The following is a 12371-nucleotide window of genomic DNA, read 5'->3' on the forward strand; positions in this document are numbered from 1 at the left end:
GGCCCCGGGCGCCGGACCGGCCCCGGGCGGCGGACCGGCCGGGGGCGGCGGACCGGCCCCGGGTGGCGGGCTGGCCGCCTACCTCGTCGACCCGGACGCAGCCGTCGCCCCGGTCCTGCTCTTCAGCGAGCCGGGGGCCGCCTCCCTGCGCGTCTGCGACATCAGCGCGGACGGCCGGTTCGCGCTGCTGCGCCGGGGCCCGCGCGGCCACCGCGAGGCCCTCGTCCTGGACACCGCGTCCGGCCGCACCACCTGCGCGCTGCGCGTCGCCGACGGCGACCCGTGGATCGGCCGCTTCGCTCCCGACGCACGCACCCTGTGGCTGCGCAGCGACCGGGAACGGGAGTACGCGGCCCTCCTGCGCGTCCGGCTGGACGAGGACGGCGCCTGCGGGGGCACCTTCGTCGCGGCCGAGCGCGAGGGGTCCGCCCTCGACCTGCTCACCGTCCCCGACCACGGACGGTGGGGCCTGCTCGCCTGGAACGTCCACGGCGCCAGCGAACTGCAGAGCATCGCCCTGCCCGCCGCGGACGCGGACGGCGAGGGCGACTCCGGGCCGCACCACCACCCGGAACTGCCCCACGAGGTGGTGACCCGCATGGCCGCGGGCCGCGGAGCCGTGTTCGCGGCCCTGTCGGGCTCGCGCCGCCGGCCCGGCATCTGGGAACTGGACGGCGGCGGAACGCCCCTGCGCACCCCCTGGTCGGCGCGCGACGAGGAGGCGGCCCCGCCCGGCCGGCCCCCCGTGCGCCCGGCCCCCGTGCGCTGCCGCGCCCGGGACGGGCTGATGCTGGGCGGCTGGTACTACCGCACGCCGGACCGGGAGCCGGGCCGGCCGGCCCCGTGCGTGATCCACCTCCACGGGGGTCCGGAGGAACAGGAACGGCCGGTGTTCAACCCGCTCTACCACGAACTCCTCGGCCGGGGCTTGGACGTCTTCGCCCCCGACGTGCGCGGCTCGTCCGGCTGGGGGCGGTCCTTCGTCGACGCCGACCTCGGCGCCGGACGCTTCGCGGCCATCGACGACGTCGCCGACTGCGCCGCCCACGTGGTGTCCCTCGGGTACGCCGATCCGCTGCGGCTGGGGGTGATGGGGCGCTCGTACGGCGGGTACCTGACCATGGCCTCGCTGGTCTGGCACCCGCAGCTGTTCCGCACCGGAGTGGCGGTGTGCGGGATGTCGGACTTCGACACGTTCTTCGCCGGCACGGAACCCTGGATCGCCCAGTCCGCCGCCGCCAAGTACGGGCACCCCGAACACGACCGGGAGCTGCTGCGCGCGCTGTCCCCGATGAGCCGCGTCCACGAGCTGCGCGTCCCCGTGCTCACGGTCCACGGCGAGCACGACACCAACGTCCCGCCGACCGAATCGGAGCAGTTCGTCCGCGCCGCCCGGGACCGCGGGCTGCCCGCGGAAATGCTGGTGCTCCGCAACGAGGGCCACGAGTTCCTCCGGGCGGACAACCGCCGCACCTACCGCCGCGCCGCCGCCCGCTGGCTGGAACGCCATCTCGGCGCGAGCCCGACGGCGTGACCTCCGCGGCCGGGCGCCGAAGGAGACGAGGACACCGCGAACACCGATAATCGAAGGGCAATCCGACATCTGCGGATCCTCCGGCATGCCCCCGGATCCCCCGGAGAAAGGCCTGCATCCCCATGACCACCGTTGCCGCCTACGCCGCACCCGCCGCCAAGGCACCCCTGGAACGCACCACCGTCGACCGCCGCGCGGTCGGCGAGAACGACGTACTGATCGACATCGCGTTCGTGGGCATCTGCCACTCCGACATCCACCAGGTCTGCGAGGGCTGGGGCAAGGCGATCTTCCCGATGGTGCCCGGGCACGAGATCGCGGGCGTCGTCGCCGAGACCGGCCCGGGCGTGACGAGGTTCCGGGCCGGCGACCGGGTCGGCGTGGGCTGCATGGTCGACTCCTGCCGCGCGTGCGCCAACTGCAAGGCCGGCCTGGAGCAGTACTGCACCGAGGGCCCGGTCTGGACGTACAACGCCGTCGGCAAGGACGGGCAGCCCACGTACGGCGGATATGCGCAGAAGGTCGTCGTCGACGAGAACTACGTCGTGCGCATCCCGCAGGCGCTGTCGCTCGACGTCGCCGCGCCCCTGCTGTGCGCGGGCATCACCACCTACTCACCGCTGCGGCACTGGAACACCGGACCCGGCAGGAAGGTCGCCGTCGTCGGCCTCGGCGGGCTCGGGCACGTGGCCGTCAAGCTCGCGCACGCGCTCGGCGCCGACGTCACCGTGCTCTCGCAGTCCCTGCGCAAGAAGGACGACGGCATCCGGATGGGCGCCGGCGACTACCGCGCCACCGCCGACCCGGCGACCTTCGAGGACCTGGCGGGCCGCTTCGACCTCATCCTCAACACCGTCTCGGCCCCGCTCGACTTCGGCGCCTACTTCTCCCTGCTGCGCACGGACGGGGTCATGGTCAACCTCGGCCTCCCGGAGGAAGCGGCGCAGTTGGAACTGCAGTCGCTGTTCGGCAACCGCCGCAGCATGAGCAGTTCGGGCATCGGCGGCATCGCCGAAACCCAGGAGATGCTGGACTTCTGCGCCGAGCACGGGGTGGCGGCCGAGATCGAGCTGATCGGCGCTGACGGGATCAACGACGCCTATGAGCGGGTCCTGGCCAGCGACGTCCGCTACCGCTTCGTCATCGACGTCGCCACCATCTGACGGGCCCGGCCCAGCGGGAGCAGGTACTGGACCGGCTCGTCGAGGTCGTCCAGGCCGAGCAGTTCGTGCGCCAAGTCGTCCTGCAGACCGCCGAGCGGGATCGTGGCCAGCCCGAACGCCCCGGCCGTGAGCTGCAGCGCCTGGGCCAGGTGCCCCGCCTCCAGCAGGCCCAGCCGCAGCGCGCGCAGCCCGTACCGGCGGCGGAGCAGCCCGAGGTCCAGGTGGACGGCCAGGACGGCCGGCGCCCCGTCGATCCCGACGGCGTCCGGATCCCTGGCCGGGCGCGAGAGGTACGAGGACAGCGCCTTGAGCCCGCCGAGCTCCGGAGCGGGTCCGAGGGCGACCAGCGACCGCCGCTCCGGCAGGCAGTGGTAGGTGCCCGGGGGCAGCCCGGTCACGGAGAGCGCCAGCAGCCGCACCCGTACGCTGTACAGGGCCCCCGCACTCGGGTAAGGCCGGTGGTGCCGGGTGCGTTCCGTTCCGTCGGGCAGCAGCTGCCGGGACGCATGGCTGGGGGCGTGGGCGTGCCACAGCACCCCGCCCAGCTCCTCCGCGGTGAGCGGACCCCGCAGCTCTCCGCGTGCCGAGCTGCGGCGGTGCAGCGCCTCGGCGAGCGACAGCGGTGGCAACTCCGCCGCCGGAAGCGGTCGTTCGGCCTCGGGGCGGTACCCGGACGGCAGCCGGGGGAGTGCGACGCTCCGCACGGCGGTGTCCTGCGGGCGGCCGATCTGGAACTTGCTCCGCTCCAGGTACTGGTAGTCGGCGGCGAGCGGCCCGGCGTCGAAGAAGCCGCTCTCGTCCCCTGTCTCCAGCAGGGCGCGGCCCGCGAGCCGGCACACCGCCCGCTCCTCGTCGGGGGTGACCCCCAACCGGTTGAACAGCATGTGGAGTTGTGAGGCCCACACCCACATCCGGCGGTCCGTCCGCGCCGGCGCGTCCGGCCGCTCCGATGCCGGCACGGCCGTACGCAGCAGGGCGTCGGCCGCCCGCACCCGTCGGGTCCACTCCAGCAGCCAGGGCGCGGCCGACCGGTCGTCGACGGCGGCGCGGACCGCCCGCGCGCGCCGGCCCAGGGTCGTCCGCTGGGCCGCGAAGACCGTGTTGACGCGGGTGTGCACGGCGGCTCCGGGCAGCGGCCGCACTTCGGCCGCCCAGCGCCAGGAAGCGGCGTGCCGGCGCAGCCAGCCGGCGGAGTCCAGTTCGTCCAGGCCCAGGGCGTGGGCCGTCGCGTGGGCGAGGTCCATGGCGAGCCGCAGCCGGTCGGTGCGGCCGGGTACGGCGCGCAGGGCGGCGACGGCGGCCCGCGTCGCGTGCACGAAGACCTCCTCGGCCACCGGGAGGGCGGCGGGCCCGCCGTAGCGCTCGGTCTCCGGCTCGTACGGCACCACGCGCACCTCGCCGTGCCGGCCGGGCCAGGCGTCGGTGACGGGGCGGGTGGCCGCGGCCAACTCGGCAAGTTCTGCGTCGAGTTGGCCCGGGCCGTCATCGGGGTCGCGGCGGAACCTGATCCGCAGGTGGGGGCCGCCCTCGTGGTAGCGGATGAAGAACCAGGCGCCGTCCGGTCCGCACCGGGAGTCCATCAGCGGGGCGAGCGCACCGGTGACGAAGGCGTCGGTGTCCGCGCCGTCGGTGTGCAGGGTCAGGTGCAGGCTCTGCCAGCTCCCGGCCGGAGCCGGCGACGGCGACGGCGACGGCGACGCTGCGAGGACGGTGCTCGCGCTGCGGGACGGGGCGGCGTTCGGGTGTTCGGTCATCGGAGCGTCCTCACGGGAACGGGTGCGGGTGCAGGGGGAGTTCGTCATGGCGCAGCGGCCGCGCCGTGCGCCCCAGCCGGTGCGGCACCTCCAGCAGCCGGGGCAGCCCGAGCGTGCGGCGGTTGACGTGACCGAAGGTCATCGGGAGGGTGCCGGGCACGATCACCTTGGCGCAGTGCAGCCCCAGCCGTTCCCGGATCCCGGGCTCGTCCTGCGTCACGACGACCACTTCCAGCCCCTCGGCGGCCAGTCGTGCCACCGTGTCCGTCAGCAGCCGGGTGAGGTCGGTCACCGGCGTGGGCGCGCCCGGCCACCGCTGCTGCCACGGAACCTCCCGGACGCCGTCGAACAGGAAGTCGAGCCTGGGCCGGGCCTCCGGCAGGGTGTTGAGCCCGACGTGGTCGTCGAGGTCGACCACCAGCTCGGGCCGGTCGAGCATGGGACGCAGCCGCGCCGGGTCGCGCGGGCCGCCCGGGCCGGCCGGCCGGTGCACGGCGTCCTGGACGTTGGTGACGACCTCCGCCACCGCCGAGCGGATCGCGGCCCGCGGATCGTGGTGGGCCCCGGCGGCGAGGAAGGTGCGGGGCGCACCGGGATGGCTCCCCTCGTAGCGGCACAGTGCGACGACCGCCGGGATGCCGAGGTCGTTGGTGGCGTCCAGCAGCCCCAGCCGGTAGCCCATGAGGGCGGCGCGTGCGGCCAGGGAGGTCACCAGCGGGTCGTCGGCGGGCAGCGCGACGCCGGGCAGCGGCGTGCGCGCGTACCACGCCATCAGGAACGCGTCCCGTTCCGCCACCTCGAACAGCCCGTAGAGAGCGGCCTCCTGGGGGCTGTTGCCCAGTCCGCAGCCGTTCGAGGACTCGTAGACCACCCGGGACCGGCCCGGGCCCTGCGGCAGGTCCCAGTACGCCACGTGCTCGGGCACCGCCCGGGCACGGCCCTCGGTGAGGGACCAGCCGTACACCCAGTCCATCTCCAGGCCCTCGTGGTACGGAACGGTCCGGGTGGCGGGATGGCCCGCGTGGGCCGGGTCGGGCAGACCGAGCCGGCCGGGGTCCACGGCCGCCCCGGGGCCCAGTTCGGCGAAGGACGCGCGCAGGACGGTACGGCGGCCCAGCGGGCGCATGCCGGCCAGCCGCTCCACGCTCTCGAACAGGGCCACGCGCTCGCTGGAGCGGAAGTCGGCGGAGCGGCCGTAACCGCCGTCGTCGAGCAGCCGGCCGTCCGTCACCCAGGCGGTGGTGAGGGCGAACGCGGAGTCCTCGGTGCGGAACAGGCGGCGCACCGGGCCGAACCGCTCGTCGTGCAGCTCGGCCCGCAGCCCTTCCGCGTCCGTACGGTCGTTGGGGCCGCGCAGCACGGCGGGGTCGGGCAGCGGCCGCGGCGTGGCGGGCAGCCCGGCCGCGGCGGGGGAGTCGGCCGGCAGGGGGCGGCACACCGGACAGCCGCCGACGGGGCGGACGGCATGGGTGGACCAGGTGGCCCGGTTTCCCTGGATGACGTGGACGGTCGCGGGCGGCGGCGTCCACGCCCCCGCGCCGGGCCCGGCCTCCGGGCGGCCGGAGTCCGGCGGACGTGCCCCCGTCAGGTGTGCCCCCGGCGTGTCCGTGTCCGGTGGTTCGGTCTCCAGCAGGGCGGCCGCGAGCAGCAGGGCCGCCCCGGCCAGGGCCGGGGTGCCCGTCCCGCCGAGCGCCAGCCGGGGACTCTGCCAGGGCACCCTGCCGCCCGCGGTGGCCAGCCGCTGGTACTCCGTGCACACCAGGCACGCCCGCGCACCCGGCTCCAGTACGGGGCCGACGACGGTCAGCGCACCGTCCTCGCGCACCGGCACCAGGCGTACGGGACGGGTCAGCGCGTGGCGGCTGACCCGCTCCGCCAACTCCAGGGTCCAGGAGGTGAAGTGGACGACGGCCGCGCCCTCGGCGGTGTCCAGCGCGGCAGCCGGATCGAGCACGGGAACACCGTCGGCGAAGCCGGCCGCCCCCGCCCCGGGCCCGGCGACAGCGGATGCAAACGTCCTGCTCATCTCTCTCCTCCAGCCGGTCCGGCCGCCCCGGCCGTTGCGTTCAGCACGGTGAACCCGCAGGCGTGCAGTGCCGCGCGGGCCGTCCCCGTCTCCGTCGCACCCGGCAGCCACGGCTCGGGGTGCAGGCCGGTCAGCCGGGCCAGCGCCGCGCACAGCTCCGGCTCCCGCCCTGCCACCCCGGCCAGCCAGCGGTCGGTCCACCCCTCGTCCGTCCATGCGGCGGGCTCGACCCCCGCGGCGGCGAGGGCGGCTTCGGCGCCGCTGAACGCGGTGTGCAGGGCCCCGGCCGGACCGTGCCCGGCGGCCATGGCCCGGGTCACCGCGCCGAGCGCGGCCATGGCCGCGGCGTCGGCGGCCGTCGCCTCCACCGCACGGGCGGCCACTCCTGCGGCTCCGGGCCGCGCGGCGGCGTCCCGTACGACCGCCAGACAGGCCTGTTCCGGGCCCCATTGACGGACCGTCATGTGCAGGGGCAGTCCGAGGTGCCGGGTCAGCACCGTCCACCAGTGGCGGGCCTGCGGATGCTCACGCCATTCCTCCTCGCTCAGGGCGCGGCCCAGGGCAGGACCGGGACGGGACCGGCCCGCCGCGGTGAGGGCTGCCCGGCGCAGCACCCGCCCCAGGGCGTGCTGCGGTCCGGCGCCGACCGCCACCGGGCCCGACGGCCCCTCGCCCAGGTGCAGTTCGGCCGCACGGCACGCCGCGGTCAGCCGGGCGAGGTCCGCCCGCGGAGCCCCGGCCACCAGGGGCCCGGCCGGTGTACGACAGGCCGCCAGCGCGGCGGGCAACTGGGGCAGCCGGCCGGGCCGCGGCGCGTCGAGCACGCCCAGGTACGGATCGCCCAGTGCTGCGATGCTCCGCAGTGCCCCGGCCAGGCTGCCCGCAGGGGTGGGGGGCGGGGCCGCCGGATCGACCCGTCCGGTGAGCCACGGACGGTAGGACGCACGCGGCGGCCCGGCCTCGGCGACCAGTACGGCGGGACGGTCCGGGAGGAGCAGCGGGTCCTCCTCCCGGACGGCGGGATCCGGCAGACCGGCCACGGCGCACAGCAGCCGCTGCGCCGCGGCACCGGCCAGCAGGGCCGTCAGCGCCGCGGCCGCCGCAGCGGTCCCGCCCTCCCCGCCCGGCCCGCCCGCCCCGCCCGTCCCGGTCGGGGCCGGGCCGGAGTCCGCGGCGCGGGACAGGCGGGCGGCGATCGACTCGGCGTCGGCGCGGGCCCGACCGGGCCCGGCGGGGTCCGTGACGAAGCCTCCGGCAGCGGTACGGCCCACGGCGACGGCCACGGTCACGGATGCCTCCGGAGCCCCCGCCGCCACCACCACGCGGCCGGCCGGCAGGCCGGCGTCGCGGTGCACCTGCGGGCGGGTTCCCGCCTGCTCCAGGGCGCTGACCAGTGCGAGGGCGAGCGGCTCGGCGGGATCGGCGGCGGCGACCGCGGGCCGCGCGGAGGCGAGCGCCTCGGCCGCGGGTCCGGGCCGGTACGTGGACGCTCCCAGCCAGTCGGCCGGCCCGGTGGCTCCCGGCCCGGCGGCTCCCGGCCCGTGCTCCGCACCCGCGGAGGGCGCGGGGTACTCGGCGAGCAGGCCGTGCGCGTGCAACTGCGCGGTCAGCGCGGTCAGCGCGGACTCGACCCGGGGATCGGCCGGATCGAGGCGCGGCCGCGGCCGGTCCGCACGCTGCGCCTGCCCGTCGCCGCCGCCCGTCCCGCCGAGCCGCTCGGCCAGCAGCTCCCACAGGACGGGCAGGCCCGCGCTCCCTTCGAGCGTGACGCTCCCGTCGCGGCCGCGCAGGTGCAGGCCCGCGCGCAGCGGCGTGACCGCCACCCCGGGCCGCAGTCGTATCCGCAGCGGTTCGCCGCCGCTCACCGCGCGCCCTCCACGTCGGCGATGACCTGGTCGACGCGTTCCTGCCAGCGGTGGCCGGTCAGCGCCGGCACGCTGCGCACCACGAGATGGGCGGCGAGGTAGCGCTCCACGGGCCGGACGTCGCAGACCGTGAGGAGCCGGTACAGCCCGTTCGTACAGGCCCGGAACACCAGGTAGTCGGGGCGGGCCCACATCGCACCCTGCGGGTCCGAGCGGTGCAGCAGCCGGTGGAAGTCGCTGTACCGGGTGCGCACCGCCCGGTCCCAGCGCTCCGCGGTGGCCCGGTCGCCGAGCGCCGCCGCCCGGTCCCGGTACTCGGCGGGAGCCCCGCCGAAGTCCGCGCCCGCCCGCAGCCGTTCCTCCGCGATCCGCCAGGCCCGGGCGGACCAGTCGGCCCAGGCCCGTTCCGGGCCGGCCGCACCGCCACCCGCGATCCGTCCCACCAGTGAGGTGATGCGGCCGCCCGCGGCCTCCCAGCGGCGGTCGAACGCCGCGCGCAGCCGCCCGTCGGGGTCTTCGTGGACGAGGAACTCCTCCAAGTGGGAGACGTACGAGTAGTGGCCGCCGACCAGGCCTTCGGGATGTGCGGCCGCGTGGGCCGAGAGCGCCGCCACCACCAGCTCGACCCGCGCGGCGGACGTTTCCGCCCGCTCGCCGAGGAAAGCGGAACCCGCCTCCAGGGCGGGCAGGCCCAGGGCCAGCAGATCCTCGCGCAGCCGCAGCCCGTCCGGGCCGATCAGCGCTTCCAGGGCCGACAGGTCCACCGGCTCCACCCGCACGGTGTTGTCCGGTACGAGCGGACCGTACGGGGGCGGGACCAGCTCAGCCCGGCCCGCCGCCGCGGCCTGCGCGAGCAGCTCCTGCTCGTCGACGGCGGCCCGCGAGGGGTGCGAGGCGACACGGGCGCGCAGTTCGGCCGTCGCGCGCCCGGCCGTGGCGGCCACCGCACCGGCGGGGCCGCGCAGCCGCAGCCGCAGGTGCGGGCCGTGCAGCCAGTGGCGTTCGACGTGAGCCGTCAGCCCGTCCGCGGCGGCCCGTCGGGCGAGGGGCAGCACGGCCTCGCGCAGCAGGAGAGCCTTGACCGGCTCGTAGTGGTAGACGACCACGTCAACGGCGGTGGCGTCGGCAGTCGCAGTCGCAGTGGCAGTGGCAGTGGCAGTCGAGAGGGCGGTGGGCCGTGCGGTGTCCTGGCCCTTGGGCGGGGCGTTCATCGGGTGTCTCCTCGGCGGACGGCGGGCGGAGCGGGGCGCGCCGGCCGGTAGGTTTCGGCGATCAGCTCCACGGCACGGGTGGGACGGTCGTGGCCCCCGAAGACGGGCAGCGCCTCCTCCAGCACCACCCCGCGCGGGTGACGGGCCAGCCATCCGGCCAGGCACCTCAGGTGCAGGGCGCTGCCCAGGTCGAGGGCCTGGGGCTTCGGCGCGCGCAGGGTCCGTACGAAGTCCTCGGCGGCCCGGCCGGCGGGCGGCTCCGGCACGGCGTGCAGGAACAGCTGCTCGGGCAGCTCCAGAAGGGCCCGCCAGCGCGCCACCGCGGCCGCCGGGACCTCGCCGGCGTCGGCCGCGAGGTCGCCGCGGAGCACGGCCAGTACCCCCTCGGGCAGGTGCCAGCGCCGCCGGGCGAGCACGACGTGGCCGTGGCGCAGCCGGGGCGTGCGCACCACCTCGCCGCCGGGCGCGGCCAGGGTGCGGCGGGGCAGCAGCGGGCGGAAGTCCACGACACCGCCCGGGTGGTCGCACAGGTACGGCGCGAGGCGCTGCGGCAGCATGACCGGGGCGAGGAAGCCGAGGTACAGCACGTCGAGGGGCTCGCCGCCGGCCTGGAGGCGGAGCTGGTCGGCGACCGGGTCGTGGACCAGCTCCACGTCGGACTCGGCGAGCCGGGTCCGGTGCCGGTCGGGGCCGATCTCCTCACCGACGAGCAGCGGGTGGAGGTTGGCGTTGAAGCCGCCCACCGGCCGGATCTGGACGGCGCGGGCGCCGGCGCCGAGGCCCCGGCGGATCTCCCGGGTCACCTCCGCGGCGGCGCCGGGGGGCAGGCCGTCCAGGAACCGGCTGGTGAAGCGGCCCCAGCCGCCGTAGACGTGGTTGACGCAGAGCAGGCCGCCGGAGCCGGGCCCCGTCGCGGGGCCGGCCGGCGCCGCGCCCTGGACGAACCACGCGTAGCTGAGCGGGCGGGCGGCGCTCCAGCCGGGCATCCGGGCGGCGAGCCCGCGCACCTCGTCGGCGGGCAGGACCATCTCGTCCGCCCAGCCGCCCGGCGCGGCCAGCGAGGCGGTCCGCACCGCGAGGGCGAACTCCGCGCGCAGCCGCGCGAGTTCGGACAGCTCTTCGCTGAGCGCGGGGTCATCGGCCGGCCGTCCGGCGAGGCGTGCGGCCTCCTCCCACGCGGCGGCGGTGTCGGGGCCGAACTCCCACGGGGCGGGGCAGGTCCCGCCGCGCCCGTAGCGGGAGACGAAGCGCTCCAGCGCGACCCGGCGCATCACGTGTCCGAGGTCGAACAGCTCGGCCAGCGCGTTCAGTTCGGCGAGTACCGTGCGGTCCTCGCCGGTCAGCCGGTCGGGTGTCCCGCCGGCGAGCACGTCCTCGGTGAGCACGTTCAGCGGTGCCGCACCGGCCGGGACGGGCCGGCCGGCGTCGGCCAGCAGGTCCCGCCAGCGGTCCGCGAGGCCGGCGAGCAGAGCGGGCCGCTCCTCGGCCGGGGCGGGTGCGAACCGGGCGGTATCGGCGGCGAGTTGTTCGATGCGGTCGGCCAGGGGGGTGTCCTCGGGCCACTGGCGCAGCCAGTCGGCCAGCGCCGGCAAGGGGTCCGGGTGCTGCGGGTCGACGGGTTCCACCGGCACCAGCAGTCCGCTGTCGGCGAGTCGGGCGAGGAACCGGCCGACGGCGGGATCCCCGCTGACCCGCCCGAGCACCGGGGCGAGCCGGGCCGCCAGCGCGTCGAGGGGCGCGGGCTCGGCCGCGACCTCTTCCATCGCCGCCAGGGCGGGGCGGGCGGCGAGCTCGATCGTCTCCTCGTGGCTGACGAGATAGCGGCCGCCCGCGAAGGCCGTGCGGTCCTTGGTGTAGCGGACCCGGCCCCCGCCGCCGGGCCGCGCGCCGCTGGTCATGCGGTGCGCCAGTGCGCGCCGGCGGCGCGGTGCGTCCGACAGTGCGGCGACCAGTGCCGCGACGAGGGCCCGGTTCTCCCGCACGGTGGACCGCAACGGCGGCCGGGCCGCACCCTCCGCCGGGGCGCAGGACCACCCCACGGCGGTGAACCACGACAGCGGGCTGGTCTTCGTGCCGGCCCGCAGAGCGTGCCGCAGCACCGAGGGCTCCTCCTTGCGGGCCCTGCGCCCGCCCTCGTCCCGGGCGGCCCGCGCCACGGCGCGCAGCAGGTCGGCGCTGGTCAGCGCCACGGCCCGGGTGAAGCCGGGGGAGCGGCACAGGTCTGCGAGCCCGGAGCGTTCGGCGCCGAGGGCGTCCGGGACGGCCTCGGCCAGCTCGGTGAGGAGCGCTCCGCGCCGCTCGCGCAGGGCGAGCCAGCCGCCGAGCCGGGGGACCCGTACGGGCAGGTCGCCGAGCCGGGCGAGCAGGGCGGGGCGGGGGCTGCGGCCGTTGTGCAGCGCACGGCGCAGGGGGAGCACCACCTGGCGGTGGAACTCCTCGTCGTGCCCGGACCGGGAGGCGAAGAGGTCGTCGCACAGGGCCGGGCGCAGTGCGTCCTCCTGCGCCGTGACGGCGGTGAGCCGGCCGAGCAGTCTGCGTACCCGTGCGGCCTCGTCCGGTTGAGCGGGGTGCGCCGTCACCGTGGTGCGGACCAGCGCGTACGGGGCGGTCCGGGCGGTCGGCCCCGCCGCGGGGCGGGCGGTCCTCGCCGCGGGCACGGCACGGGGCGGTGCGGCCGGCTGGGTGGGATACGGCATGACGGGCTCCCGTGGTGCGGTGTGGGCCGGTGATCTGTCCTCCGGGTCGGCCCGCAGCCCGTGGGGGCGGGCCGCGGGGGGGGCGGCGCCGCCGCGCCGCGCGAGGGGTCACTAAAACAACA

At 77.1% G+C, this 12371-nt stretch carries 7 protein-coding genes; 2 read left to right on the forward strand and 5 right to left on the reverse strand.

Annotated elements, in window-relative coordinates:
• Both ACFXA3_RS19470 and ACFXA3_RS19475 read left to right on the forward strand, forming a co-directional pair.
• On the forward strand, nucleotides 1–1534 hold a 1534-nt coding region (locus ACFXA3_RS19470; RefSeq protein ID WP_385188300.1), incomplete at its 5' end, for a prolyl oligopeptidase family serine peptidase.
• 122 nt (nucleotides 1535–1656) lie between these two features.
• Complete coding sequence (locus ACFXA3_RS19475) at nucleotides 1657–2697, forward strand: NAD(P)-dependent alcohol dehydrogenase (RefSeq protein WP_385188302.1); 1041 nt, start codon at nucleotides 1657–1659, stop codon at nucleotides 2695–2697.
• On the opposite strand, the gene ACFXA3_RS19480 is transcribed toward ACFXA3_RS19475, so the two are convergent.
• Genes ACFXA3_RS19480 through ACFXA3_RS19500 form a run of 5 tightly spaced genes read right to left on the reverse strand, consistent with a single transcriptional unit; the run spans nucleotide 2664 to nucleotide 12249 of the window.
• Nucleotides 2664–4451 (reverse strand): thiopeptide-type bacteriocin biosynthesis protein, encoded by a 1788-nt coding sequence (locus ACFXA3_RS19480; RefSeq protein ID WP_385188304.1) that lies wholly within the window; start codon nucleotides 4449–4451, stop codon nucleotides 2664–2666. The two genes, ACFXA3_RS19475 and ACFXA3_RS19480, sit on opposite strands and share 34 nt — an antisense overlap.
• A 10-nt stretch (nucleotides 4452–4461) precedes the next feature.
• Nucleotides 4462–6477, reverse strand: coding sequence for a TOMM precursor leader peptide-binding protein (locus ACFXA3_RS19485; protein ID WP_385188306.1), 2016 nt, complete (start codon nucleotides 6475–6477; stop codon nucleotides 4462–4464).
• Nucleotides 6474–8342 (reverse strand): hypothetical protein, encoded by a 1869-nt coding sequence (locus ACFXA3_RS19490; RefSeq protein ID WP_385188308.1) that lies wholly within the window; start codon nucleotides 8340–8342, stop codon nucleotides 6474–6476. The genes ACFXA3_RS19485 and ACFXA3_RS19490 overlap by 4 nt, the downstream gene beginning before the upstream one ends.
• Nucleotides 8339–9553, reverse strand: coding sequence for a lantibiotic dehydratase C-terminal domain-containing protein (locus ACFXA3_RS19495; RefSeq protein WP_385188310.1), 1215 nt, complete (start codon nucleotides 9551–9553; stop codon nucleotides 8339–8341). The genes ACFXA3_RS19490 and ACFXA3_RS19495 overlap by 4 nt, the downstream gene beginning before the upstream one ends.
• Nucleotides 9550–12249, reverse strand: coding sequence for a lantibiotic dehydratase (locus ACFXA3_RS19500; RefSeq protein WP_385188311.1), 2700 nt, complete (start codon nucleotides 12247–12249; stop codon nucleotides 9550–9552). Before ACFXA3_RS19500 ends, ACFXA3_RS19495 begins: the two co-directional genes overlap by 4 nt.
• Nucleotides 12250–12371: the final 122 nt, after the last annotated feature.

The organism is Streptomyces sp. NPDC059456, assembly GCF_042750055.1.
Taxonomy (GTDB): domain Bacteria; phylum Actinomycetota; class Actinomycetes; order Streptomycetales; family Streptomycetaceae; genus Streptomyces.

Coding starts and splice junctions, on each gene's coding strand:
- ACFXA3_RS19475 (WP_385188302.1), top strand. CDS start 1,657: ATGACCACCGTTGCCGCCTACGCCGCACCCGCCGCCAAGGCACCCCTG.
- ACFXA3_RS19480 (WP_385188304.1), bottom strand. CDS start 4,451: ATGACCGAACACCCGAACGCCGCCCCGTCCCGCAGCGCGAGCACCGTC.
- ACFXA3_RS19485 (WP_385188306.1), bottom strand. CDS start 6,477: ATGAGCAGGACGTTTGCATCCGCTGTCGCCGGGCCCGGGGCGGGGGCG.
- ACFXA3_RS19495 (WP_385188310.1), bottom strand. CDS start 9,553: ATGAACGCCCCGCCCAAGGGCCAGGACACCGCACGGCCCACCGCCCTC.
- ACFXA3_RS19500 (WP_385188311.1), bottom strand. CDS start 12,249: ATGCCGTATCCCACCCAGCCGGCCGCACCGCCCCGTGCCGTGCCCGCG.